The 23,582-nt window shown below is 71.6% G+C and carries 23 protein-coding genes; 6 read left to right on the plus strand and 17 right to left on the minus strand.

The genetic code is table 11. The features are described 5' to 3' along the window. Window position 1: 1 nt before the first annotated feature. The 12 genes from OVA28_RS03410 to OVA28_RS03465 form a co-directional block, all read right to left on the minus strand. Window positions 2–1,174, minus strand: coding sequence for an ROK family transcriptional regulator (locus tag OVA28_RS03410; protein ID WP_194659477.1), 1,173 nt, complete (start codon window positions 1,172–1,174; stop codon window positions 2–4). A 27-nt stretch (window positions 1,175–1,201) separates the two neighbouring features. Continuing rightward, the gene (locus OVA28_RS03415) at window positions 1,202–2,206 is read right to left on the minus strand and encodes a glycine betaine ABC transporter substrate-binding protein (protein ID WP_194659478.1); all 1,005 of its coding nucleotides are present in this window, start codon (window positions 2,204–2,206) and stop codon (window positions 1,202–1,204) included. Further along, window positions 2,203–2,976 carry an ABC transporter permease gene (locus tag OVA28_RS03420; RefSeq protein ID WP_268095757.1) on the minus strand — a complete coding sequence of 258 codons (774 nt, stop codon included), beginning with the start codon at window positions 2,974–2,976 and terminating at the stop codon, window positions 2,203–2,205. Before OVA28_RS03420 ends, OVA28_RS03415 begins: the two co-directional genes overlap by 4 nt. Further along, the gene (locus OVA28_RS03425; RefSeq protein ID WP_268095758.1) at window positions 2,969–4,240 is read right to left on the minus strand and encodes an ABC transporter ATP-binding protein; all 1,272 of its coding nucleotides are present in this window, start codon (window positions 4,238–4,240) and stop codon (window positions 2,969–2,971) included. The genes OVA28_RS03420 and OVA28_RS03425 overlap by 8 nt, the downstream gene beginning before the upstream one ends. Then, on the minus strand, window positions 4,230–4,874 hold the full coding sequence (locus OVA28_RS03430; RefSeq protein WP_268095759.1) for an ABC transporter permease: 645 nt from the start codon (window positions 4,872–4,874) through the stop codon (window positions 4,230–4,232). The genes OVA28_RS03425 and OVA28_RS03430 overlap by 11 nt, the downstream gene beginning before the upstream one ends. A 234-nt stretch (window positions 4,875–5,108) precedes the next feature. Then, the gene (locus tag OVA28_RS03435; RefSeq protein WP_268095760.1) at window positions 5,109–5,777 is read right to left on the minus strand and encodes an ABC transporter ATP-binding protein; all 669 of its coding nucleotides are present in this window, start codon (window positions 5,775–5,777) and stop codon (window positions 5,109–5,111) included. Then, complete coding sequence (locus tag OVA28_RS03440) at window positions 5,767–7,173, minus strand: hypothetical protein (RefSeq protein WP_268095761.1); 1,407 nt, start codon at window positions 7,171–7,173, stop codon at window positions 5,767–5,769. Before OVA28_RS03440 ends, OVA28_RS03435 begins: the two co-directional genes overlap by 11 nt. Before the next feature lie 647 nt (window positions 7,174–7,820). Beyond that, on the minus strand, window positions 7,821–8,156 hold the full coding sequence (locus OVA28_RS03445) for a lactococcin 972 family bacteriocin (RefSeq protein ID WP_194659485.1): 336 nt from the start codon (window positions 8,154–8,156) through the stop codon (window positions 7,821–7,823). Between the two features lie 85 nt (window positions 8,157–8,241). After that, the gene (locus tag OVA28_RS03450; protein ID WP_194659486.1) at window positions 8,242–8,964 is read right to left on the minus strand and encodes a DinB family protein; all 723 of its coding nucleotides are present in this window, start codon (window positions 8,962–8,964) and stop codon (window positions 8,242–8,244) included. Then, window positions 8,961–9,572, minus strand: coding sequence for a DUF6197 family protein (locus OVA28_RS03455; RefSeq protein WP_268095763.1), 612 nt, complete (start codon window positions 9,570–9,572; stop codon window positions 8,961–8,963). Before OVA28_RS03455 ends, OVA28_RS03450 begins: the two co-directional genes overlap by 4 nt. Window positions 9,573–9,632: 60 nt before the next feature. Beyond that, a complete protein-coding gene (locus tag OVA28_RS03460) occupies window positions 9,633–10,508 on the minus strand; it encodes an aminoglycoside phosphotransferase family protein (RefSeq protein WP_268095764.1) in 876 nt (291 codons plus the stop codon). 135 nt (window positions 10,509–10,643) lie between these two features. Continuing rightward, a complete protein-coding gene (locus tag OVA28_RS03465) occupies window positions 10,644–11,303 on the minus strand; it encodes a ScbR family autoregulator-binding transcription factor (RefSeq protein WP_268095765.1) in 660 nt (219 codons plus the stop codon). Window positions 11,304–11,401: 98 nt separating this feature from the next. On the opposite strand from OVA28_RS03465, the gene OVA28_RS03470 reads away from it, so the two are divergent. Next, on the plus strand, window positions 11,402–11,833 hold the full coding sequence (locus OVA28_RS03470; RefSeq protein WP_268095766.1) for a hypothetical protein: 432 nt from the start codon (window positions 11,402–11,404) through the stop codon (window positions 11,831–11,833). 66 nt (window positions 11,834–11,899) lie between these two features. On the opposite strand, the gene OVA28_RS03475 is transcribed toward OVA28_RS03470, so the two are convergent. The 3 genes from OVA28_RS03475 to OVA28_RS03485 are packed head-to-tail and all read right to left on the minus strand — an operon-like array spanning window position 11,900 to window position 14,927. After that, the gene (locus tag OVA28_RS03475; protein ID WP_268095767.1) at window positions 11,900–13,057 is read right to left on the minus strand and encodes a PP2C family protein-serine/threonine phosphatase; all 1,158 of its coding nucleotides are present in this window, start codon (window positions 13,055–13,057) and stop codon (window positions 11,900–11,902) included. Then, the gene (locus OVA28_RS03480) at window positions 13,054–13,806 is read right to left on the minus strand and encodes a ThuA domain-containing protein (RefSeq protein WP_194659492.1); all 753 of its coding nucleotides are present in this window, start codon (window positions 13,804–13,806) and stop codon (window positions 13,054–13,056) included. The genes OVA28_RS03475 and OVA28_RS03480 overlap by 4 nt, the downstream gene beginning before the upstream one ends. Beyond that, the gene (locus OVA28_RS03485; RefSeq protein WP_228504429.1) at window positions 13,803–14,927 is read right to left on the minus strand and encodes a Gfo/Idh/MocA family protein; all 1,125 of its coding nucleotides are present in this window, start codon (window positions 14,925–14,927) and stop codon (window positions 13,803–13,805) included. The genes OVA28_RS03480 and OVA28_RS03485 overlap by 4 nt, the downstream gene beginning before the upstream one ends. A 192-nt stretch (window positions 14,928–15,119) precedes the next feature. Between OVA28_RS03485 and OVA28_RS03490 the strand changes: the two genes are divergently transcribed. Beyond that, window positions 15,120–15,578: a DUF3817 domain-containing protein gene (locus tag OVA28_RS03490; RefSeq protein ID WP_268095768.1), complete on the plus strand. Its 459-nt coding sequence runs from the start codon at window positions 15,120–15,122 to the stop codon at window positions 15,576–15,578. 216 nt (window positions 15,579–15,794) lie between these two features. Here the strand turns inward: OVA28_RS03490 and OVA28_RS03495 are convergent, their stop codons facing one another. After that, window positions 15,795–18,005: an NADP-dependent isocitrate dehydrogenase gene (locus OVA28_RS03495; RefSeq protein ID WP_194659494.1), complete on the minus strand. Its 2,211-nt coding sequence runs from the start codon at window positions 18,003–18,005 to the stop codon at window positions 15,795–15,797. Between the two features lie 142 nt (window positions 18,006–18,147). Here OVA28_RS03495 and OVA28_RS03500 point away from each other — a divergent pair, with 142 nt between their 5' ends. Next, complete coding sequence (locus tag OVA28_RS03500; protein ID WP_268095769.1) at window positions 18,148–19,845, plus strand: cation:proton antiporter; 1,698 nt, start codon at window positions 18,148–18,150, stop codon at window positions 19,843–19,845. 4 nt (window positions 19,846–19,849) lie between these two features. On the opposite strand, the gene OVA28_RS03505 is transcribed toward OVA28_RS03500, so the two are convergent. After that, the gene (locus OVA28_RS03505) at window positions 19,850–20,344 is read right to left on the minus strand and encodes a hypothetical protein (protein ID WP_194659496.1); all 495 of its coding nucleotides are present in this window, start codon (window positions 20,342–20,344) and stop codon (window positions 19,850–19,852) included. A 78-nt stretch (window positions 20,345–20,422) separates the two neighbouring features. On the opposite strand from OVA28_RS03505, the gene OVA28_RS03510 reads away from it, so the two are divergent. The 3 genes from OVA28_RS03510 to OVA28_RS03520 all read left to right on the plus strand — a co-directional run bounded on the left by OVA28_RS03510 (window position 20,423) and on the right by OVA28_RS03520 (window position 23,563). Further along, window positions 20,423–21,070, plus strand: coding sequence for a TMEM175 family protein (locus OVA28_RS03510; RefSeq protein WP_268095770.1), 648 nt, complete (start codon window positions 20,423–20,425; stop codon window positions 21,068–21,070). 238 nt (window positions 21,071–21,308) lie between these two features. Further along, a complete protein-coding gene (locus tag OVA28_RS03515; RefSeq protein WP_268095771.1) occupies window positions 21,309–22,202 on the plus strand; it encodes a M23 family metallopeptidase in 894 nt (297 codons plus the stop codon). A 110-nt stretch (window positions 22,203–22,312) separates the two neighbouring features. Further along, complete coding sequence (locus OVA28_RS03520) at window positions 22,313–23,563, plus strand: hemolysin family protein (RefSeq protein ID WP_268095772.1); 1,251 nt, start codon at window positions 22,313–22,315, stop codon at window positions 23,561–23,563. The last annotated feature ends 19 nt before the right edge of the window (window positions 23,564–23,582 follow it).

Below are 23,582 nucleotides of genomic sequence, written 5' to 3' on the forward strand. Positions count from 1 at the left end.
GTCACCGGGCTCGGGTGACGTCCACCGCCTCGATCGCCACGGCGAGGGCCCCGGTCACGGCCGCCTTCTCGCCGAGCTGCCCCTGCACGACGTCCGGGGTGCCGTCCGCGTCGATGATGAGCATCGACTCGAGCGCGTGCCGCATCGGTCCGAGCAGCAGCTCCCCGGCACGGGCGAACTCCCCCGTGACGACGACCCGCTCGGGGTCCAGCACGTTGCAGAGCCCGACCGCCGCCGTGCCGATCGCCCGACCGGCGTCCGCCACCGCCCGGATGCACGTCGGGTCGCCGGACATCGCCCGGAGGATCAGGTCGGTCAGCTTGAGCGTGCCCACCTCGTCACGGACGGACTCGAGCACCGCGGGGGCTCCGGCCACCGCCTCCAGGCACCCGCGGTTCCCGCAGCGGCAGATCGGCCCGTGCGGCACCACGGGCGTGTGCCCGAACTCGCCCGCGACGCCGTGGTGCCCGCGGAACAGCCGGCCGTCGAGCACCAGGCCGGCGCCGATGCCGTTGCCGACGTCGAGCGTGACGACGGTGCTCCGGCCGCGACCGGCGCCGCTGCGGTGCTCGGCGAGGGCCGACAGCGTGGCGGCGTTGTCGAGCTGCACGGGCTTGCCGATCCGCTCGCCGAGGGACGTCCCGATCGCGATGCCGTCCCACCCGCGGAGGATCCCGCCGCGCGCGGTCATCCCCGTGCGCTTGTCGATCGGTGCGGCCACGGCGAGCCCGACCGACAGGACCTCGGCCATGGACGAGTCCACCGACTCGGCCATGTCCATCACGAGCAGGGCGGCCTTGTCCAGCTCGGCGTCGGCGCGGTGGTCACGGGCCAGGGGCATGTGCCGCTCGGCCAGCACGGCGCCGTTGAGGTCGGACAGGGCCACGCGGAGGTGCCGCGGCGCGACGTGCACCCCGGCGACGAGCCCGAGGCCGTGCGGCAGCGTCACCCGGAGGGCCCGGCGTCCGCTCGACGTGCTCGGGGTGGCGTGCAGGGCCCCGGTCGCGACGAGCTCCTTGACGATGTTCGACACGGTGGCCGGCGAGAGCCCCGTCGCACCGGCCAGCTCGACCTGGGTCAGTCCCCCGTGGCGCTTGACGGCCTCGACCACCCGTCCCCGGTTGGCTTCACGCAGTGAAGCTTGGCTGCCCGGACTCCGGCGTGGTTCTGACACGGGGACAGCGTAACCGGGGGCGTCCGGCTACTTCGTGATGAAGCCTTCCTTGACCATCCAGTCGTAGGCGGCGTCGACCGGCTCGCGGCCCTCGACGTCGACCTGCCGGTTCAGCTCCTGCAGCACCGCGTCGGTCAGCTTCGGGGAGATCTGGTCGTAGACGCCCTCGAGCTGTGGGTACCGCTCCAGCGTCGCGCTGCTGAGCACCGGCGCGACGTTGTACGCCGGGAAGAAGCCCTCGTCGTCCTCGAGCACCTGCAGGCCGAGCGACTTGATGCGGCCGTCGGTGGTGAAGACCTCGCCGAAGTTGCACGTCCCGCGGTCGGTCGCCGTGTACACGGTGCCGGTGTCGAGGATGTCGACGTTGCGCTTCGGGATCGCGCCGTCGCCGGACCCACCGAGCTGCATGCCGTACTTCGCCAGCATCGGCTTGAACCCGTCGGCGCGGGAGTTGAACTCGGACTCGACGCAGAACGTGCGGTCCTCCGCGGGCAGCTCGGCGATCTGCGAGAGCGTGGTGATGCCGCCGAGGTCCTTCACCGCCTCCTTGCGCACCGCGAACGCGTACGTGTTGTTCATCGGCGCCGGCGGCAGCCAGGTGAGACCGTTGCCGGCGTCCTCCTCCTTGACCGCCTGGTACTGCTCCTGCTTGTCCGGGATGCCCTGCTTGTGGCCCATGTAGGTCAGCCACGCGGTGCCGGTGTACTCGTACGTCATGTCGGCGTCGTGCCCGGTCATCAGCTGCCGCACGGCGACGCTGCCCGGGACGTTCGTCTCGTCCGTGACGTCGAACCCGGCGGCCTTCGCGGCGAGCACGGCGATCTTGCCGAGCACGAGCTGCTCGGTGAAGTTCTTCGCCGTGACGGTGATGTGGGCGTCCTCGGGCAGGTCGGCGATCCGCTTGATGGTGCCGGGCTCGGCCGCGGGGACGAACGAGGTCGCCGGCTGCAGACCGCAGCCGGTCAGGGCCAGGGCAGCGGCACCGGCGACGAGGGTCGCGGCGACGCGACGGGTGCGCTTCGTGCGGGTCATCGGAGTCCCTTCGGTCGGGCGTACGTCTCGACGATGCGGCCGAGCCAGTCGATGGACAGGGCCAGGAGCGCGATGAGGAGCGCACCGGCGACCAGCACCTTGGGCAGGAACAGGTTCACGCCCGTGGTGATGAGCAGCCCGAGGCCACCGGCGCCGATGAAGGTCGCCAGGGCGGCGGACCCGACGAGGAGCACCAGGGCGGTGCGGATGCCCGCGAGCATCACGGGCACGGCCAGCGGCAGCTCGACCTTGAGCAGGACGGAGAACGCGCTCATGCCCATGCCACGACCGGCCTCGACGGTGCGCTGGTCGACGCTCTCGATGCCGATGATGGTGTTCCGGAGCACGGGCAGGATCGCGTAGAGGACCAGCGCGATGACGGCCGCCCAGAACGAGAAGCCGAGCCAGAACGCCAGCAGCACCACGAGTCCGACCGCGGGTGCTGCCTGGCCGAAGTTCGCGACGGCGAGGATCGCGCCGCTGGCCCGGCGGAGCGGACCGCGCGTCAGGACGATGCCGAGCGGGATGCCGATGACGAGCACGATCGCCGTCGACACGACGGTCAGCATCAGGTGCTGCCACGTCAGCGCGAGCAGGTCGGCCGGGTTCAGCGTGCTGCGCTCGGTGGCGGTGAGGTCGGCCGTGTTCAGCCAGACGGCGAACGCAGCGAGCACGACGAGGATCGCGACGGGCTGGATGACCAGGGCCTTCCAGGACGACGCGTGGCCACCGGACTTCGTGGTGGCGGGGTCCACGACGACGTCAGTCATCGGTGCCTCCGGTGGACGAGGCCTGCACCGGGGACTTCGGCAGGGTCTCGATCGGGTTCGTGTTCGTCCCGACCGGCGTGTACGCCTGCTCCTCGGCCGCGGCGGCGCGGGAGCGGGTGATCGCCTCCATGACCGTCTCGACGGTGATCACACCGCGGAAGGCGTCACGGCCGGCGGTGACGAGGGCGGCACCGGCGCTGGACACGAGCATGGTGTCGAGCGCGTCGTTGAGCGTCGCGGCCTCGCCGACGACGGGCAGGTTCGGGTCGACGCCGTCGGGGATGCGGTCCAGGCGCTCGAGCTGACGGCGGGACGGCCACCCGATCGGGCGCTGCCGGCGGTCGACGACGACGGCGTGCCCATGGCCACCGGCCTCGCGCATCCGCTGCAGGACGGCCTTGGCCTCTTCGCCGGGGGAGCAGGTCACGGCGTCGACGACCTCGACGTCGCGGACCCGGTTCAGCGTGAGCTGCTTGAGGCCGGCGCCCGAGCCGATGAAGTTCTCGACGAACTCGTTCGCGGGCTCGGCGAGGATGCGCTCCGGGCTGTCGTACTGCACGATGTGCGCGCCCTCGGAGAAGATCACGATCCAGTCGCCGAGCTTCACGGCCTCGTCGAAGTCGTGCGTGACGATGACGATCGTCTTGTGCAGCTCCTCCTGGATCCGGATGAGCTCGTCCTGCAGCCGCGCACGGGTGATCGGGTCGACGGCACCGAAGGGCTCGTCCATGAGCAGCACGGGCGGGTCGGCGGCGAGCGCCCGGGCGACACCGACGCGCTGCTGCTGGCCACCGGAGAGCTCACGGGGGTAGCGGTCGCGGTAGGTGTCGGGGTCGAGGGACACCAGCTCGAGGAGCTCGTCGACGCGGGCGGCGATCTTCGCCTTGGACCAGCCGAGCATCTTCGGCACGATCGCGATGTTCGCGGCGACCGTCATGTGCGGGAAGAGCCCACCGGCCTGGATCACGTAGCCCATGCGGCGGCGCAGCTCGTCGCCGTCGATCGAGGTCACGTCGTCGTCGCCGACCACGATGCGGCCCTCGGTGGGCTCGATGAGCCGGTTGATCATCTTCAGCGTGGTGGTCTTGCCGCAGCCGGACGGGCCGACGAGCATGACGATCTTGCCCGCGGGGATCTCGAGCGTGATGCCGTCGACGGCCGGCTTGTCCTGGCCCGGGTACCGCTTGGTGACGGTGTCGAGCAGGATGCTGCGGCCGGTGACGTCTCCGTCGGGGGCGGTGAGGGTGGCGTTCTCAGTGGACACGGATACCTCGCGAGGTGGTCAGGCGGCCGAGGCCGAGGAGCAGGAGGTCGAGGACGAGGGCGAGGAGGACGACGCCGACCACACCCACCACGACGGAGTTGAGGGAGTTGGCGCCGCCGAGACGCGACAGTCCGGAGAAGATGAAGCCGCCGAGTCCCGGGCCGAGGGCGTAGGCGGCCACTGCGGCGACACCCATCACCATCTGGGCGGAGACCCGGACGCCGGTCAGGATGATCGGCCACGCCATGGGGAGCTCGACCTGCACCAGCGTGCGGAAGCGGCTCATCCCGATGCCGCGCGCCGACTCGACGACGGCGGGGGAGATCTCGGAGAGCCCGACGACCGCGTTGCGGAGGATCGGCAGGGCGGCGAAGAACGTGACGGTGACGACGGACGGCACGACGCCGAACCCGAGCGGCACGAGCAGCAGCCCGATCACGGCGAACGACGGCAGGGTCAGCCCGATGGTCGACAGCTCGTTCGCCGCCGACCGGAGGCGGGGGATGCGGTAGACGAGTGCTGCGAGCACCACGGCGATGACGGTGGCGAGCACCACGCACTGGACGACCAGTGAGAAGTGCTGCCACGAGGCGAACCAGATCTGGTCCCACCGCTCCACGACGTACTGGAACACGGAGTCGGTCCCTTCCCGGTCGGCATGTCGACCCACGGATCGGGGCGCGAACCCGGCCAAACGTAGCCAAGGCGTCCGCGACCTGTACAACCGTGGAACCGGTTTCCGCCGCGAACCTGCGCAACCATGCAGCAGGGAACCCCAGGTCAGAGCGGGCGCACGCCCGTCACCCTGGGAGAACGGTAACGATCCTGCACGACGGTCAGCTACTGACCATGACCGCGTCGATGCGGTTCAGACTCCTGCGTTCCGATCGATTGGGATCCGGAACTCGTCGTCCGACGCCAGGACGAGACGGTCATCGTGAGTCGCCGTGATGACCGTCGCCCCTTGGTCGCAGAGACCGCGGAGCAACAGGACCACGAGTTCGGCGTTGTCCCGGTCGAGCGCGGCGGTCGGTTCGTCAGCGAGGACGAGGGGCGGTCGGCGAACGAGGAGTTGGGCGAGCGCTACTCGTTGCTTCTCACCACCGCTGAGCCGGTGGACCGGCGTGTCGAACCAGCAGTCGACGCCGAGGGCATGACAGGCGTCTCGGAGCGGCGCTGGTCGGCCCGACGGCGTCGCTGGCATCGCACGCGCAGCCACCGTCAGGTTCTCTCGGACAGTCCGAGCTTCGTCGAGTCCTCCGTCCTGGAAGACGAAGCCCACCAGGTTGCGACGGTATCGCCGGCGCTCACGAGGCGACATGCCCCCCACATCGAGACCTCCGACTTCGACCAGCCCGGCCGTCGGCGGTTCGATGCCCCCCAGCACGCGGAGGAGCGTCGACTTCCCTGCACCACTCGGGCCGGTGACGGCGATCATCTGTGAAGGACCGACGGTGAGGTCGACCCCATGGAGCACCCGACGATCGTCGTAGGTCAGGTCGAGCCCTGTCACGGTGATCATCCCGCTACTGGCCATGTCTGCGCCCGTTCTCGTTGTGCGGCCGGACCGCGATGATGATGGCGAGCACTCCGACGGTGACCGCGACGAGTGCTGCGATCACCTCCGCCCCCGACGGGTCGGTGATCATGAGTCGGCTGCCCACCCCGGTCAGACCGACGACAGCGATGACGGCAGCGGCTTCCGGGATGATGAAGGACCGGTGCGCGGACAGGAAGGACGCACCGAGGACCATCGACTGCCGCAGGCGGTCAGCGCTGCGCCAGCGATGAGCGCAGATCCTGAGTGTCACCGCGGTGATGAGCCCGATCACGGCGAGGAGGCCAGCAGCCACGTTCACGAGCAGCGATGTCACCACGACCGCCCTGTCCGACGCGAGGACGTCGACGAGCGGCACGAACGACCCGACCACCGCAGAGAGACCGAAGCGCTCGACCGCCGCGCGCGGATCAGGCGTGTCGATGAGGAGCTGTCCGGAGGACGCCGCCGCAGTGTAGAAGTCACCGCTGAGGAGACGTGCGCGAGCATCGACGACCACGACGACCGGTGCCGCGGCGAACAGCGGCGTCGCACTCGTCTCGCCTCCGAGGTCGAAGACCTCCTGTGGTTCGTACGTCCGCACGGTCGGCGCATCGGCCTCGACGAGGTCCGGGTCGACCTCGCGCTGGAACGCGAACCAGGCCTTCCACTCGTCGACCAGGGGACCGGTCGAAGGCGCAGCCCCTTCTGGCACGAAGATCGACCACGCCCCAGGGTGATCTCGGGTGTCGTCGACGCCGGCAGGCATCCCAGTCGAGCCGAATCGCTGGAGGAACGCGGAGTTCACGATGACGGAGTTCCCGGTCTCCGGTGCGTAGCTCACTGGCACCGGGTCCGACGGATGTCGAGCAAGGAGGAGGCCGTCCGCTGCATCGAGTTCGTTCACCATCGCGGTGAAACGCGGCGCTGCAGCATCGATGTCCTCGGGGCGCAGGGTCCCCGAGAGCAACGGGGGGACACACGCGGCACAACGGGCAACGAGCGGCGAACTCCGCGCGTACTCGTCGAGCAGATCGACAGTGGAGACGATCGGGACGGAGGCGAAGGCAACACTCGCGACCGCCGCGACCTGCGCCGCCCATCGCACCAGGCCAGCCTTCTGCCACGGACGCCATCCACTGAAGGCCGCGCGCATCCGGTCGGCCGCGCGTACGGCTGACCCGGTCATGATCCCGGAGGCGAACACCACGGCGCAGATGAGGAACAACGTCTCGCTGATCACGAGGAAGGGCATCACCTGCCCGCCGACCAGGGGCGTCGCGGAGACGGTGGCGACCATCACCCCGACGACGACCGCGACGCCGCCGGCGGTGGCCAGGACGCCGCAGAGGTCCCTGGCGAGGGCACGCCGACCGACGACCTCCCTGAGTGCCACGTGTCGCGCGACCAGGAGCCCCACTGGTCTGACCGAGGAGCAGGAGGGCGAAGAGCGTGGAGACCAAGCCGATCACGAGACCCGGACGCGTTGCGGTGAAGGCGAGGCTCACGTCCCAGCCGGCACTGTCGAGGCGGACTTCGACGCCGGCTTCTCGCATGCTCCGCACGAGGTCCTCCGCTTGGACGCGGGACATGGTGCTGAAGTAGAGCCCGCGCTCAGTCGACGACGACCTGACCAGCGTCGACGTCTGACCATCGGCGAAGGCTCGATGCCGCCCCTGGCGGAACACCGAGTCGAACGACTCTCGGTTCCCGACCGCCGCTCGGACCAGGCGGCCGCCAGCGGAATCAGGGTCGAGTTGCACCCGGTAGGTGTTCGAGTGCGTTGCATCGGCCGAGGTCTGCACCATCCGCCACAGGTCGGCGTGTTCCGGGACGTCCAGGACGACGATCGCACTACGTGCCGTCGGGAAGGTCTCCCGGTCACGGTCGACGCACGCGACGAACGCGACGCTCACGGAGAGCAAGGCACTCAGGAGGAGTGTGCTGATGACGAGCAGGCGGGGGAAGTTCTTGTGCATGTCCGTGAGGCAGACACCCGGGGGCCACGGACGACGCGAACCCCGGGTGGACAGCCGTTCCGTCCTACTTCACGCCCCAGTACGCCGTGTTCCCCGTTGCGGTCTTGTCGCGGATGGCACTGGCGTACACGCCCTTGGCCTTCCACCCGGTGTAGGTGCAGCGGTTGGCTCCGTCACAGGCCGTGGCCTTGTGGGTCTTCGAGCCGTGGCTGTAGAACGACTGCACGAACCCGTTGGCGGTTCCGTACTCCCAGTACCCGCCGCCCACGTGCGCGACGGTCCGAGCCGACGCAGCGCGATCGGCATTCGCCCCTCCGCCGCTTTCTGCATGTGCGGCGCTGGGTGTCACCAGCGCCAGCAGCAGTGCGGCCCCGACTGTCGTCACGAGCATCTTCTTCATCGATGTCCCTTCACGAGAGGCACTTCCCCCCGCACTCGGAACATATCAGTACTCATACGTCAGATGCACCGACGTCCCAAGTCGGCTACAGCCCGGAGGTGCGCAGGCCGGCTCGTTCCGCGATGTCGGCGAGGTGGTCGCGCCAGTCGCGCCACTCGTCGGCCGTCCTGTCCGCCAGGTTGCCGTCGCCGTCCCCGGCCAGGCCGTCGAGCATCTCGCGCACGATGTCGGCGTGGCCAGCGTGCCGGGCGGTCTCGTACGCCATGTGCACGAGGATGCGGTGCAGCGTGACCTCGCGGACGTCCTCGGGCCACCACGGCACCACGCCGCGGGCGTCGAGGTCGAGCGCCTCGATGGTGGCGTCGGCGTGTGCGGCGCTGGCGTCGTGGAACGCGATGACGTCGGCGGTCGTCTCGTCGAGGCTGGCGTACATGTCGGTGCCGTCCTCGGCCGTGACCCAGGCCGGCGGATCGGGGAAGGGCCGGTCGAACACGGACCCGAAGTACAGCAGCTGCACCGAGGCCACGTGCTTGACGACCCCGAGCACGTTCGTGCCGGTCGGCGTGACCGGCCACCGGGCCTGCCGTTCCGCGAGCCCGTCGAGCTTGCCGACCAGCGCTGCCCGGTGCTTCTGCAGGTAGCGGTGCAGCGTCGCCTTCACCTGGGCCTGGTCCGTCACGGGCGCGCGGCCCTCGTCACTGAGACGCGACCCTCCGACCGCCGCCAGGGTCGGGGACGCCGGCGCACGCCGCACGGCAGGAACGCCGGAGTCGTCGACGGCCGGGGTGCTCGCGGGGGAGTCGGTCATGCGGTCGATCGTGCCACCGCTCGTGCCCGGACGCGCTCCGACTCGGCCACGGCGACCCGTTCGGCCGTGAGCAGCAGCGATGCGACGTCGGTGGCGCTCCGCGTCGGCTGGTCGTTCCAGCTGGTCAGGTCGCGGACCCGGCCCATCCGGACGTCCGGCGCCGGGCACCAGAGCACCGGGGTCCCCTCGGCGGACGCGAGGGCGTGCCACACGACGTCGAGCGCGCGTTGCACCGGCTGGGCGTGCACCGCGTGCGGCCCGCCCGCTGCGGAGACGACGGCACCGACCAGGCAGGCGCCGACGAGCGGCCGGCCGACGACGTCCATCGCCGCCGCGCTGGAGGCCGTGCGCGTGCGCCCGGTCGGGTCAACGTACGCGAACCACGCGTGCTGGATCCAGCCGTGCTCGACGACGGCGCGGGCGTCGGAGAGCAGCCGCCCGAGGTCGGCCAGCTCGGCGATCTCGGTGGCGTCGCGGCGGGCCCTGGCGGCGGCCCGGCGGATGGCGATGCGGTCGAGGAGGCCGCGCAGCCCGGGGCGGGCGGGCGCGGACGAGGAGGGAGCGGCGTCGGTGTCGACGTCGTGCTGGACGCGGAACTCGAGGGTCATCAGGCCCCTCCGATTCTTCACGTGCACGGATGGTGTGGAGCGACGATAACGCCGTTCTGCTCAGTCGTCGAGGGTCGCGTCGATCCCGCGGCGTCCGACGGTCCGGAACGCGCGGTCGTCACTGGTCCACAGGGCCGAGGCGATGGACACGGCCCAGCCCCGTGCCCTGGTCCAGGTCGCGTCGTCGGCCGCCACCTGTGCGCGGAACGTGCGCCGGCCCTCCCGGTCGAAGCTCAGCCAGGCCGTGGCCAGGTCGACGGCGGGGTCCCCGGCGGTCACGTCCCCGAAGTCGACGACCGCCGACAGGCGGTCGCCGCCAGCAGCGCGCTCCACGAGCACGTTGAACGGGTGCAGGTCGCCGTGCACCCAGACGGGAGGCCCGGTGTGCGTCGGCGCCGCCGCTGCGGTCCGCCAGAGCGCAGCCAGTTCGCGGGCACGGGGCACGTCCGCGGTCGCCAGCCGCTCGAGCACCGCGTCGCTCCGGGTGGCGAGCGGGACCGCGCGGAACGGGTTCACCGGAGCGTCCGACGGCGCGGGCACGTGGAGCAGCCCGACGAAGGCGGCGAGCGCTGCGGCCACACCGGGTCCGGCTGCCCGCTCGCCGACCACCTCGCCGGGCAGCCAGCGGACGACGCTCCACGACCACGGGTAGCCGAGCGCTGGGCGGCCCAGGCGGATCGGCGCCGGCACCGGGACGACGGGCGCGACGCGGCGGGCGATCTCCGGCAGCCACCGCTGCTCGTGCTCGATGAGCCGTGCGGCGGCCGTCCGCCGGGGGAGTCGGACCGCCAGGTCGTCGCCGAGCCGGGCGACCACGTTGTCCCAGCCGTTCGCGACGATGCGCAACCGGCGGTCGGCCAGGTCCGGGTGCTGGTCGGCCAGCAGGGCCCGGACGAGCGGCACGTCGACGTCGACCTCGGCGGCGGGGGTGGGCATCGCGACAGGCTAGCGGGCGTCGTTTCCCCGCGAACGGGGGAGTTCAGCGCGGATCGGACTCTTGGTAGCTTCACAGTGTCGGACGACGTGGGTGTCCCTGGGGGGACCCACGTACCGCAACGGCCGGTCGTGGTCTCAGGGGGCCACGGTCGGTGCGATGATCCCGACGAGCCGGGGGATCTCCGGGCGGACGCGGTCGGTGACGATGGCCGCGAGCAGCACCGTCCAGAGCTCGCGGAGCCGCTCGAACAGGTCGCGGCGGCCGGCGAGCACGTCCGAGACCGTCTGCACGCCCGTGTACGCGGGGATGACCACGCGCCCGAGCAGCTCCGGGTCCCAGGTGTCCTGCACCTGCCCGTCGGCGATGCCCGCGCGCACCAGGTCCGCCGTGACGGACATCCAGTCGGTGTACGGCGCCGCACGGGCGACGTCGGTGGTGGCGGCCTCGGTCGAGAGCCGGATGCCCGCGCTCACCATGACCTCCGACACCATCTGCGTCGCGAGGCCCTGGGACATCCACATCAGCGTCTCGAGGGGCGACGAGGCCTTCGCGAACGCGGCCTCGCCGTACCGACGGGAGATCGCGTGCTGCTCGGCGATGACGGCCCCGGCCAGGTCGGCCTTCGACGTGAAGTGGAAGTACAGCGCGCCCTTGGTGACGCCGGCCCGTTCGGCGACGGCGTCCATCGAGGTGCCGACGTAGCCGCGGTGGTCGAACTCGAGGGCGGCACCGGCGACGATCGCGGCCCGGGTGTCCCCGGCCCGCTGCTGCCGTGACCGGCCGTCCTGCGCCATGCACCCAGCGTACCGAGGGCCACCGGGACGCCCGTACGGCGACACCTGTCGGACTCGTTCCGGGGAACCGTCAGGACGCGTGCCCTACGGTTCCGGGCATGGACGGATGGCGGAACCCCGCGCGCTGGGCCCGGACGGGGCGGTGGCTGCTCGTGCCGACCGCCGTCCTCAACTGGTTCTCGCTCGTGCCGCAGGGCGTGTTCGTGGTGGCGTTCCTCGTCGCGGTCGCCGGGCTCGTCGGCATCGCCGCTGCGCTCGTCGTGCGCATGCTCCGCGGCAGCCTCGGGGCGATGGCGGCGCTCGGGGTGGTGATGCTCCTCGGTGGGCTCGTCGTGCTGGCGCTCGACCCGTTCCCCGGGACCTTCCCGCTCATCGACCCGTGGTGGCCCGACGCCCTCACGCAGCCGCAGCACGTGGGCAGCGCGTACTGGCGGCTCGCCGGACTCGGCATCGAGCTGTGCGGGTTCGGGCTGCTGGCGACGCTGCTCGTCGTCGCGCTGACCCGTCCCACCCGGTCGTCGTCGCGCTGACCCGTCCCACCCGGTCGTCGTCGCGCTGACGCGTGCTCGTCCCCGTCGCGCCGACGCCGGCTGGTGTCAGCGGCGGGTGAGGACCGCGACGGTGACGTCCGCGCCGGCCGTCGACAGCAGCGCGCGGACACGGTCGCCGAAGGCCGCTCCGTCCGGCTCCGTCGCCGCCAGGGCCACCACGGCGTCGACGTCCGGCATCCCCGTCAGGCCGAACAGCCCCTCGGAGAACACCACGAGCCGGTCGCCCGGGCCGAGCAGCAGGGTGCCCGTCGCGCGTCGCTCCGTCGGCGCATGCAGGCCGAGCGGCAGGTCGAGGGACCGCAGCACGTCGTGACCGCCGTCGGCGTGCAGGTGCACGGCGAGACCGTGCCCGGCGTCCACGTGCTCGACGCGCCCCGACGTCGGGTCGAGCCGCGCGTGGAAGAGCGAGACGACGGCCCCCGCAGCGTCCAGGTCGGCGGCGATCTGCGCCTCCAGACCGGGGCCCCCGTCCCTGATCGACCGGTCAGCGCGCGCGACGAGCGCCCCACGGACGTTCGCGGCCAGCAGGCCGGCGGCACGACCGACGGCGGAGACGGCCCCGATCGTCAGGTGGAGTGCGCCGTCGTCGGCGACGCGCCAGTCGGCGACGTCGCCGCCGTCCTCGTTGCGGGCGGTGACGACGTCGAGGTCGTAGCCGGGCACGGACACGGGTTCGGGGACGAGGCCGTCGAGGGTCTTGCGGACCCGGTCGAGGTCGATGGCCTGCCCCAGCTCGCGCTCGGCCCACCTGGCCAGGTCCTGCAGCAGCGCGAGGTCCTCGGCGGACAGCTCCCGCGGCCGCGGGTCCATGATGCAGAGTGTGCCGACCGGGGTGCCGTCGGGCATGGTCAGCGGCGCACCGGCGTAGAAGCGGATGCCCGGCTCACCCGTGACCGCGGGCAGGGAGCTGAAGCGCGGGTCGAGGGTCGCGTCCGGCACGACCACCGGCTCGCCCTGCATCACCGTCGTCGAGCAGAAGACCATGCTCGCGGGCACGCTGCCGCCCTGCTCCCAGCCCTGCGTGGACTGCGCCGTCACCAGGTCGTGGTGGACCAGGTTGAGGAAGCTCAACGGCACGCCGAAGGCCTGCTGGGTCATGCGGGTGATGCGGTCGAACCGCTCCTCCGGGCCGCTGCCGAGGACCGCGAGGGACTCGACGACGGCGTCCCGGTGGTCGGCGCCCTGATCCGTGGTGGTGGTCACCCGTCCTGTCTACCCGCACCGCCGCTCAGGAACCAGTCCCGCGGGTGGGGGTCGGCGGTCAGGTCGCGGCGTTCCGTGGTCGGGGTCGCCCAGCCCGCCGCGTTCGCCAGGACCCGCTGGATGTCCGGGTGGTGGTACACGGGGTACTCCTGGTCGCCGGGCGAGAAGTAGAACACGCGCCCGCGGCCGCGGCGGTAGGCGACGCCCGAGCGGAACACCTCGCCACCGGCGAAGGTCGACAGGAAGACCTCCTCGTCCGGGCGGGGGATGTCGAAGTACTCGCCGTACATCTCCTGGCGGTCGATGACGATCGGGTGCGGCACGCCCTCGGCGATCGGGTGCTCGGGCGCGGTCGTCCAGACGAGCTCGCGCTCCCCGTCGTTGCGCCACTTCAGGGAGCAGGTCGTGCCCATCAGGCGGGTGAACGGCTTGGAGTAGTGCCCGGAGTGCAGCACCACGAGGCCCATGCCGGCGTGCACGGCCCGCACGACGCGGTCGACGACCTCGTCCGCGACCTGGTCGTGGGCGACGTGGCCCCACCAGAACAGGACGTCCGTCGACGCCAGACGCTCTGCGCTCAGGCCGTGCTCGGGCTCCTGCAGCGTGGCCGTCGAGACGTCGGCCTCGGGGTGGTGGGCGCGCAGGGCGTCCGCGACGACGGTGTGGATGCCGTCGGGGTAGTGGCCGAGGACGGTGGCGTCGCCGCGGCTCTCGTGCACGTTCTCGTTCCAGACGACGATGTTCGTCATGCCGGTACCTCCATCTCGTGTCCGGCAGCCGCTGACGCGTAGATCGCGTCGACGACACGGCTCCGGTGCAGTGCGAACTCCCCGTGGTGGCCGTCGTGCAGGCCGCTGCGGATGGTCGCGATGAACTCCTCGATGACCCGCTGGTGGTGCCCGGACGGCACCTGCACGGCGGGGCGGGTGACCGTCGGGACGCCCTGCTCGTCGGAGTACAGCGTCACCGTGCCCTCGGTCGCGTAGTCGCGGACGAACAGTCGCGCGCCACCGGTCGACCCGAGGAGCTCCACCTCGATGTCCTCGGCGTCCTTCGAGTACGACGCCCAGCTCGCCTGCAGCAGCAGACTCGCGCCGGTGTCGAAGCGGAGCAGTGCGCTGGCGAAGTCCTCGACGTCGAAGGGGCGGTCGGTCGTGGCGGACACCGGCGTGTGCTCGCTGCCACCACGGCCGGCGCGGCCGAGCTCGTTGTACGTGACCGCGCTCGCCGTCACCACCCGGGGCTCGCCCATCAGGTGCAGCGCGATGTCCAGCACGTGGGAGCCGAGGTCGATGAGCGGACCGCCACCGGCCGTCTCCTTGTTCGCGAACCAGCTGCGGATGCCGGGGATGCCCGCACGCCGGAGCCAGCTGGCCCTGGCGTGGTAGACGTCGCCCAGCGGGTTCTCGCCGCCGTCGTTGTGCAGGTGGGCCGCGAGGAACTGCACGTCCGCACGACGCCGGTGGTTGTAGGCCACCTCGAGCACGCGGTCGTTCCGCAGCGCGGCGTCGACCATCTCCTGCGCCTGGTCGCCGGTCGTCGCGAGGGGCTTCTCGCAGAAGACGTGCTTGCCGGACTCGAGCGCCGCGACCGCGATCGGGTGGTGCAGGGCGTTCGGGACGCCGATCGACACGACGTCGAGGTCGTCCCGCGCGACGAGGTCCTGCCAGTCCTCGTACGTGTTCGGCACGTGCCGGGTCTCGGCGAGTTCGGCCAGCCGCGCGGTCTCCTGCCCCGCGAGCGCCACCACCTCGACCCCCGGGAGTGCCGTGTAGGCATCGAGGTGCGTGGTCCCGGCGAACCCGAGACCCACCACCCCGACGCGGAGCGTGCGTGCTGCGTCCGTGGTCGTGTTGGTCGTCATCGACATGCCGACGACGCTACCCGAGGCCGGGTCGAATCGTTCCGATCCGACGCGCGGGGGGTCGTTTCTCGCGCGGCCCGCTCGCGGTGCTCGCGGTGCTCGCTGAGATCGCACTTCGTGTCGCCTCCGGTCTCCGGGAGCCGACACCGAGTGCGATCTCAGCGGTGGTTCCCAAGACCCGTCCGGGACGATGGAGGCATGACGCCTCGCTCCCTGTTCCGTGTCCTCGCGGTCGCCGAACTCGTGACCTGGACGATGCTCCTCGTGGGCATGGTGCTGAAGTACGGTGCCGGGCTGGGTGACCTGCCGGTGCGCATCGGCGGGAGCGTGCACGGCTTCGTGTTCCTCGCCTACCTCGTCGTGACTACGGTCGTCGCGGTGAACCAGCGGTGGTCGATCGGCGCGACGCTGCTCGGGTGGGCCAGCGCGATCGTGCCGTACACGACGCTGCCGTTCGAGGTCGGTGTCGCCCGCCGCGGCATGCTCGACGGGCCGTGGCGTCGGTCGGCGTCCGAGGCTCGGCGCCCCGGGCCGCTCGACCGCCTGCTCTTCCTGGTGGTCGCGCACCCGTTCGTGGCCGCGCTGGTCGGGGTGGTCCTGGTGGCCCTCGTCTTCGTGGTGCTGCTGACGATCGGCCCGCCGGTCCCGTCCCGCTGACCCGCGCCCGCGCCCAACCCGACCGCGCCCGCGCCGCCGCGACCGGTCGCAACACCCCGCTCACGTCTGCCGAGCGGCCAGGGGACGTCGCTCAGGAGTCCCCGGGACGACGATTGGTGACCACTCGGCGGGCTCCGGTGCCGGACGGGTGGGCAGACGGACAGGAGGCCCGGTGCCAGCTGGCACCGGGCCTCCTGTCGGTGGGCCTGGTCGCGTCTAGAGCGCGGCGAGCACCGCGTTCAGCGTCGTGGACGGACGCATGATCGCGCTCGTCTTGGCGTCGTCCGGGTGGTAGTAGCCGCCGATGTCGGCCGGGGAGCCCTGCACCGCGACGAGCTCGTCGACGATGGTCTGCTCCTGGGCGTCGAGCTGCCGGGCGATCTCCGCGAACGCCGCCGCCAGCTCGGTGTCCTCGGTCTGCGCGGCGAGTTCCTCGGCCCAGTACTTCGCCAGGAAGAAGTGGCTGCCGCGATTGTCGATCGAGCCGAGCTTGCGGCCCGGGGACTTGTCCTGCTCGAGGAAGGTCCCGGTGGCACGGTCGAGGGTCGCGCCGAGGATCTTCGCGCGCTGGTTGCCCGTGACGCCGGCGAGGTGTTCGAGGCTGACGGCGAGCGCCAGGAACTCCCCGAGGCTGTCCCAGCGCAGGTAGTTCTGCTGCACGAGCTGCTGGACGTGCTTCGGGGCGGAACCACCGGCACCCGTCTCGAACAGCCCGCCGCCGCCCAGCAGCGGCACGACCGAGAGCATCTTGGCCGAGGTGCCGAGCTCCATGATCGGGAACAGGTCGGTGAGGTAGTCGCGGAGCACGTTGCCGGTGACGGAGATGGTGTCCTCGCCACGGCGGATGCGCTCGAGCGAGAGGCGCATGGCGTCGACGGGGGAGAGCACCCGGATGTCGAGGCCGTCGGTGTCGTGCTCGCCGAGGTAGCGGTGCACGAGCTCGATGAGGGCGGCGTCGTGCGAGCGGCTGTCGTCGAGCCAGAACACGGCCGGGGTCTCCGAGGCGCGGGCACGCGTGACGGCGAGCTTGACCCAGTCGCGGATGGCGACGTCCTTGGTCTGGCACGCACGCCAGATGTCGCCCTGGGCGACCTGGTGCTCGATGACGACGTCACCGGCGGCGTTCGTCACGCGGACCGTGCCGTCACCGGGGACCTCGAAGGTCTTGTCGTGGGAGCCGTACTCCTCGGCCTTCTGCGCCATGAGGCCGACGTTCGGCACCGAGCCCATGGTGGACGGGTCGAAGGCACCGTTGGCCCGGCAGTCCTCGATCACGGTCTGGTAGATGCCCGCGTAGCTGGAGTCCGGGATCACGGCGAGGGTGTCGTGCTCGTCGCCGTCCGGGCCCCACATGTGGCCGGAGGTACGGATCATCGCGGGCATCGAGGCGTCCACGATGACGTCGCTCGGGACGTGCAGGTTCGTGATGCCCTTGTCCGAGTCGACCATCGCGAGCTCGGGGCCGGCGGCGATGCCGTCCGTGAAGGCCTGCTTGATCTCCGCGCCGTTCGGCAGGGCGTCGAGCCCGGTGAGGATCGAGTTGAGGCCGTCGTTCGGGGTGAGCCCGGCGGCGGCGAGGTCGGCGCCGTAGCGGTCGAAGACGTCCGGGAAGAAGGCACGGATGACGTGGCCGAAGATGATCGGGTCCGAGATCTTCATCATCGTGGCCTTGAGGTGCACCGAGAACAGGATGCCCTCGTCCGCGGCGCGCTGGATCTGCGCGCGGAGGAACTGCTCGAGCGGCCCGACGTGCAGGACGGTGCCGTCGATGACCTCGCCGGAGAGCACGGGGATCGACTGCTTGAGGACCTGCTCGGTGCCGTCCGACCCGACGAAGGTGATCGTCAGGGTGTCGTCGGCGGGCGCGACCCACGTCTTCTCGTTGGCGCGGAAGTCGTCGACCCCCATCGTCACGACGTTCGTCTTCGAGTGGGCGTTCCACGCACCCATGCGGTGCGGGTGCTTGCGGGCGTAGTTCTTCACCGACAGGGGTGCGCGTCGGTCGGAGTTGCCTTCGCGCAGGACCGGGTTGACGGCGCTGCCCTTGACGGTGTCGTACTTGGCGCGGACGTCGCGCTCAGCGTCGGTGCTGGGCTCGTCCGGGTAGTCGGGCAGGTCGTAGCCCTGGGACTGCAGCTCGGTGATAGCAACCTTGAGCTGGGGGATCGACGCCGAGATGTTCGGCAGCTTGATGATGTTGGCCTCTGGCGTCTTGGCGAGGTCGCCCAGCTCGGCGAGGGCGTCGTCCATCCGCTGCTCAGCACTGAGCCGCTCGGGGAACAGCGCGATGATCCGGCCGGAGAGGGAGATGTCCCGCGTCTCGACGTCCACGCCGGCGGTGCCGGCGAACGCCTTGATGACGGGGAGGAAGGAGTGGGTGGCGAGGAACGGCGCCTCGTCCGTGAGGGTGTAGATGATCTTGGCCATGCTGGCGGGTACTCCCTTGTTCGCGCGTCGGTGGCTCCACGCTACTCGCGGTGAGCAGTATCTCGACATCAAGATACATGGGCTGTGGAGGAGGCCTCCGAGACGCCGACCTGTGGAGGCCGATCGATGCCACCCTGGGCACGTGACAGAACTCCTCGTGGCCGGCATCGTCGCCCTGCTCGTCATCGCGGGCGCCGCCGTGTTCGGACCCCGGATCGGCGTGGCCGCGCCCCTGGTCCTGGTGACCGTCGGCATCGTCGCGAGCCTGGTGCCGTGGATCCCGACCGTCGAGGTCGACCCGGAGTGGATCCTCGCCGGGGTGCTGCCCCCGCTGCTGTACTCGTCCGCCGTCTCGATGCCGACGATGAACTTCCGGCGGGAGTTCGGCGCGATCAGCGGCCTGTCGGTGGTGCTCGTCGTCGCGAGTTCCCTGGTGCTCGGGCTGTTCTTCGCCTGGGTGGTGCCGGACCTCGGCCTGGCGTGGGGCATCGCCCTCGGCGCCATCGTCAGCCCGACCGACGCGGTCGCGACGTCCATCGTGAAGCAGACCTCGGTGTCCCGGCGGGTGGTCGCGATCCTGGACGGCGAATCGCTCCTCAACGACGCCACGGCGCTGGTGCTGCTCCGGACGGCGATCGTCGCCGCGGGCGCCACCTTCTCGTTCTGGGGCGCCGTCGGGGACTTCGCCTTCGCGGTGGCGGTCGCCGTCGCGATCGGCCTGGTCGTCGGGTGGCTCAACCTCGTCGTCCGTGCCCGCGTCGCGAACCCCACCGTCAACACGGCACTGTCGTTCGCGGTGCCGTTCGTCGCCTCGATCCCCGCGGAGCACCTGCACGCCTCGGGCCTCGTCGCCGCCGTCGTCGCCGGACTGGTCACCGGCATCCGGGCGCCGCGCGTGCTGCCGCCGAACCACCGCCTGTCGGACGCGCAGAACTGGGGAACGGTCGAGTTCGTGCTCGAGGGCGCGGTCTTCCTGGTGATGGGACTCGAGCTGGCGTCGATCATCGGCGACGTGCAGCACGACCACGCCGGCGTCGGGCCGGCGCTCCTCATCGCCCTCGGCGCCCTCGTGCTCACGGTCCTGGTGCGGGCCGCGTACGTCGTCCCGCTGCTGTTCGGCCTGACGCGGAGCGCCGAACGCCAGGCCCGGATGCAGGACCGGCTGCAGGACTACCGGAACGCCGACCGCGAGACCGCGAGCGCCGCCCTGCAGGAGCACCGGCTCGGGAACCGCACGCCCTCCGAACGGGACCTCGAGCGGTTCGGCGGCCGGGTCCGACAGATGCTCGCGGACATCCAGTACTTCCGCGCGGCCCCACTCGGCTGGCGTGAGGGCACCACGGTGGTGTGGGCGGGGATGCGCGGCGCGGTGACGGTCGCCGCGGCCCAGACGCTGCCGCAGGACACCCCGGAGCGGTCGTTGCTCGTGTTCGTCGCCTTCGCCGTCGCGGGGTTCTCCCTGCTGCTCCAGGGCGGGACGATCGGTCCGCTGCTGCGACGGATCAGCCCACCGGCCGCCGACCGGGCGCGGGCCGACGTCGAGGAACGCGGTCGGCTCCTCGTGGTGATGCGTGCCGCGGCGGAGTCCACGCAGGCGGACGACCCCACTCCGTCGACACAGCGCACGCGGGAGGAGCTCGAAGCCGCTGACCCCGCCGAACTCCGCGCGTGGCTCGGCCAGGAGAAGGTCCGGCGCCTCCGGGTCCTCGAGAGCCAACGTGCGGCACTGCTCGACGCCCGCGACGACGGCACGTTCGACGCCGAGGTGCTGGAGTCCGTGCTCAGGAACCTCGACGCGGAGCAGATCGCGCTCGAACTGCGGGGCGGTCCGGCCGCCTGAGGCGTCAGTGCCCGATCGTGATCCGGAAGACCCGGACACCGGCGGTCTGCAGCGCCGCGAGCCCGAGGCGCTTCCGCAGGTTCCGGAAGGGTCGCCGGAACCCGAACGGTGCAGCCGCGGCCCCCATCTGGTGCAGCACCTCGGTGGTCAGCGTCCGCTCGAGCTTCGGCGCGAGCCGCGTCGCACCGGACACCGTCACCACGATGCGCACCGCGTTCGGGGCCATCAGCGGGTCGATCTTCTCGGCGGCGTCCTGCGCGCGGTGGAAGGCCGGGTCGTCCCCGGGACGGCGGATGGCGATGACCGCCAGTTCGGCCTCGGCGTGGTCGGTCGGGTCCGGCAGGTCGTCGACGCCCACCACCCGCATGCGCGTGGCGTCCACGCCGGCGCGGACGGCCGCGGCGCGGAGCACGGGCAGGAGCTCCTGCGTGCCGGCGAGGACGACCTCGGCGTGTTGCAGGTCGACGGGGTCGTGGCGTTCCCGAGGCGTTCGGGCCATGAGGGGTCCTTCCGCTTGAGTGCCCTGGACAGTACCGACGACCGGTGCGGAGCGCCTGCGTGCCGCTAGGTTGACGCCATGACGCCGACGCTGCGGACCGACCGAGGGCTCGACCGCCTCGTCAACTTCTCGGACGCCACCGTCGCGATCGCCATCACGCTGCTGCTCCTGCCGCTCGTCGACGTCGCGGACGAGATCCAGCACGAGTCCCTCGGCGACCTGCTGGCCGAGCACGTGGGCACCGTCGTCGCGTTCTTCGTGAGCTTCATCGTCATCTCGCGCCTGTGGCTCTCGCACCACCGCCTGTTCGAGGCCACGCGCTCGTACTCCACCCTGGTGCTGCGGGTGAACTTCGTCTGGCTCGCCAGCATCGCCTTCCTGCCGTTCGCATCGAACCTCATCGCGCAGACGACCCACGACGTCGGCGTCAACGCGCTGTACATCGGCACGATCGCCGTGACCAGCCTGAGCATGACGGTGATGCAGTGGGCGGTGTGGCGCGACCCGGAGCTCCTCCGCGAGGACGGTCGCGCGCTGCTCCACCCGATCGACGGCGCCGTGACGTTCATCTCGCTCGTGGTCGCCCTCATCGGGGCCGTCTTCGTGCCCGCCGGTGGGCCGTACTGGCTCTTCCTGCTGGTCCCGGCCGGGTGGGTCTCGGGGTGGTTGGAACGGCGTCACCACGCCGGGGACCTGCACCGGCACCGCACTCCTGACGCGTCCTGACGCCGATGGGGGGCTGTACAACTGGACAGCTTCGTGCAGAATGGTCGACGGCCATGACGACTCCACGCGACGCAGACCAGCACCCGGACACCCCGGTGGTGCACCTGACCCGTCGAGCGGCCCTGCAGGCCGAGCGCGCAGCCGCCGCCCGGCCGGTCACGCCGGTCGTCCCGCAGGAGCACGCCGCTCCGGCACCGGCGAAGTCCCCGAGAGCAGCCGTGCCGGCGGCGACCCCCGAGTGGCCACGCCGACGAAGGCACCGCGGGCACCGAAGGCACCGAAGGCACCGAAGGCAGTCAAGCCCGCGAAGGCCCCCACGGCGGCGAGGACCCCGAGGACGCCGAAGGCCATCGCCCCGACGACCCCCGCAGCCCGCACCCGCAGCACCGCGGCGGCCATCACCGCCACCCGCACGCAGCGCACCAGCCGCCTCACCGTCGTGAGCGCCGTCGCCGCCGTCGTGCTCTTCGCCTCCGCAGCGATGCCCGCGCACGCCAGCGCCAACACCTCGATGGCGACGTCGACCATCGCGCCGACCGTCCGCACGCAGGACTACGCCGTGACCCAGGCGGTCGCCAGCGCCTCGACCTCCCGCGACGGCTTCACGGTGAACGAGGCCAAGCAGGTCGTCGTCGCGGCACCGAGCGGCACGGGCGCAGTGACGGCCGGCGCGGTGAACAGCGGCGCCGAGGTCACGGACGGCGGCGCGGTCCGCTCGCCCTTCCCTGGCCCGGTGCGGATGAGCTCGGGCTTCGGCTGGCGTTCGGCCCCCTGTGGCGCGTGCTCGTCGCTGCACCAGGGCCTCGACTTCAACCCCGGCATGGGCGCCCCGATCGGCTCGGTCGCCGCCGGCACCGTCCGCGTGTCCGGCGTCTACTTCTCCTACGGCCAGACCGTGATCGTCGACCACGTGGTCGACGGCCGCAAGGTGTCAACGCTCTACGGGCACATGATCCCGGGCTCCTCGCCGCTGCGCGTGGGTGACCGCGTCGACGCCGGCCAGTTCCTCGGCAGCGTCGGGTCCTCGGGCGTCTCCACGGGTGCGCACCTGCACCTCGAGGTCCTCATGGACGGCACCCTGCCGGTCGACCCGCGCGCGTGGATCGAGTCGCACACGGGTCGCACGCTCTAGGGCGTTCCACAGCACCACCGCGGCCATCGCCCAGCTGGCCTGTGCAGGCTCACAGGCATGGATGACCCCCGAAGTCCGAGCCCGCTCCTCGACACCGACCCGCACCGCTGATGGGCGCCGACACCTGGATCGCCTTCGCCCTCGTCGTCGTCTTCGTCCTGGTCGGCGGGGTGTTCGCCGCCGCCGAGATCGCCCTCGTCTCCCTCCGCGAGTCCCAGCTCCAGCAGCTCGAACACCGCGGCGCCCGCGGCGCCCGTGTCGCCGCACTCGGCCGTGACCCGAACCGCTTCCTGTCCGCCGTGCAGATCGGCGTGACGGTCGCCGGCTTCTTCTCCGCCGCGTACGGTGCGTCCTCGATCGCCCCCGACGTCGCCCCGGTGTTCCAGGGCCTCGGGCTGTCCCAGGCCCCAGCCGAGACCGTCGCACTGGTCGCGATGACGCTCGTCATCGCCTACCTCTCGCTCGTCCTCGGCGAACTCGTGCCGAAGCGTCTGGCCCTGCAGCGCGCCGAGGGGTTCTCGCTGGCCGTCGCCCCGACCCTCGAGCGCTTCGCGGTCCTGATGCGCCCCGTGATCTGGCTGCTGTCCGCGAGCACGAACGCGGTCGTCCGGCTGCTCGGCGGCGACCCGCACGCCCGCAGCGAGTCGATGAGCACCGAGGAGCTCCGCGGCCTGGTGTCCGACCACAGCGCCATCGACGAACAGGGTCGGCGCATCGCTCGGAGCGCCCTCGACGCCCAGGGGCGGATCCTCCGCGAGTCCATGCGGCCGTGGTTCGACGTGGCCACGCTCGAGGACGACCTCACGATCGCCGAGGCGACCGACCGAGCGCTCGACCTCGGCCACACCCGCTACGTCGTCACAGGCGGCTCGCGTGACGAGGTCACGGGCTTCGTGCACCTCCGCGACCTCCTCCGACCGGAGGACCCTGCCGCACCGGTCGCCACGATCACCCGACCGGTCCCCGCGTTCCCGGAGACGAAGTCGCTCTCGAGCACGATCACCGCGATGCGGACCGCCGGGCAGCAGATCGCCCTGGTCGTCGACGAGTACGGCGGCAGCGCCGGGATGGTCACGCTCGAGGCCCTGCTCGAGGACCTCGTCGGGCGCATCCGTGACGAGTACGACGCCCCGGTGTCCGACGGCGACGGCGTGGACGGCGCGACCGTCCTCGAGGACCTGCACGCCGACGGCGGACCGGCCCTGCCCGACGGCGACTACGAGACGGTCGGCGGCCTGGTGCAGGTGCACCTGGACCGCGTCCCCGCCGTGGGCGACGTCGTCGAGGTCGGCGACCACCGCCTCGAGGTGACCGCCATGGACGGTCACCGCGTCGCCAGCGTCACGATCGCGACCAGATGACGGACGGGAGGCTCCCCAC

Origin of the sequence: Curtobacterium sp. SL109, assembly GCF_026672405.1 — a bacterium.
GTDB lineage: Bacteria > Actinomycetota > Actinomycetes > Actinomycetales > Microbacteriaceae > Curtobacterium.

What these genes read in the sequence shown, in the direction of transcription:
- OVA28_RS03450 (WP_194659486.1), bottom strand. Translation starts at nt 8,964, where the DNA reads ATGACCGACTCCCCCGCGAGCACCCCGGCCGTCGACGACTCCGGCGTT.
- OVA28_RS03490 (WP_268095768.1), top strand. Translation starts at nt 15,120, where the DNA reads ATGACGCCTCGCTCCCTGTTCCGTGTCCTCGCGGTCGCCGAACTCGTG.
- OVA28_RS03465 (WP_268095765.1), bottom strand. Translation starts at nt 11,303, where the DNA reads ATGGCGCAGGACGGCCGGTCACGGCAGCAGCGGGCCGGGGACACCCGG.
- OVA28_RS03420 (WP_268095757.1), bottom strand. Translation starts at nt 2,976, where the DNA reads ATGACTGACGTCGTCGTGGACCCCGCCACCACGAAGTCCGGTGGCCAC.
- OVA28_RS03510 (WP_268095770.1), top strand. Translation starts at nt 20,423, where the DNA reads ATGACGCCGACGCTGCGGACCGACCGAGGGCTCGACCGCCTCGTCAAC.
- OVA28_RS03470 (WP_268095766.1), top strand. Translation starts at nt 11,402, where the DNA reads ATGGACGGATGGCGGAACCCCGCGCGCTGGGCCCGGACGGGGCGGTGG.
- OVA28_RS03495 (WP_194659494.1), bottom strand. Translation starts at nt 18,005, where the DNA reads ATGGCCAAGATCATCTACACCCTCACGGACGAGGCGCCGTTCCTCGCC.
- OVA28_RS03415 (WP_194659478.1), bottom strand. Translation starts at nt 2,206, where the DNA reads ATGACCCGCACGAAGCGCACCCGTCGCGTCGCCGCGACCCTCGTCGCC.
- OVA28_RS03485 (WP_228504429.1), bottom strand. Translation starts at nt 14,927, where the DNA reads ATGTCGATGACGACCAACACGACCACGGACGCAGCACGCACGCTCCGC.
- OVA28_RS03435 (WP_268095760.1), bottom strand. Translation starts at nt 5,777, where the DNA reads ATGGCCAGTAGCGGGATGATCACCGTGACAGGGCTCGACCTGACCTAC.
- OVA28_RS03460 (WP_268095764.1), bottom strand. Translation starts at nt 10,508, where the DNA reads ATGCCCACCCCCGCCGCCGAGGTCGACGTCGACGTGCCGCTCGTCCGG.
- OVA28_RS03455 (WP_268095763.1), bottom strand. Translation starts at nt 9,572, where the DNA reads ATGACCCTCGAGTTCCGCGTCCAGCACGACGTCGACACCGACGCCGCT.
- OVA28_RS03505 (WP_194659496.1), bottom strand. Translation starts at nt 20,344, where the DNA reads ATGGCCCGAACGCCTCGGGAACGCCACGACCCCGTCGACCTGCAACAC.
- OVA28_RS03480 (WP_194659492.1), bottom strand. Translation starts at nt 13,806, where the DNA reads ATGACGAACATCGTCGTCTGGAACGAGAACGTGCACGAGAGCCGCGGC.
- OVA28_RS03520 (WP_268095772.1), top strand. Translation starts at nt 22,313, where the DNA reads ATGGGCGCCGACACCTGGATCGCCTTCGCCCTCGTCGTCGTCTTCGTC.
- OVA28_RS03445 (WP_194659485.1), bottom strand. Translation starts at nt 8,156, where the DNA reads ATGAAGAAGATGCTCGTGACGACAGTCGGGGCCGCACTGCTGCTGGCG.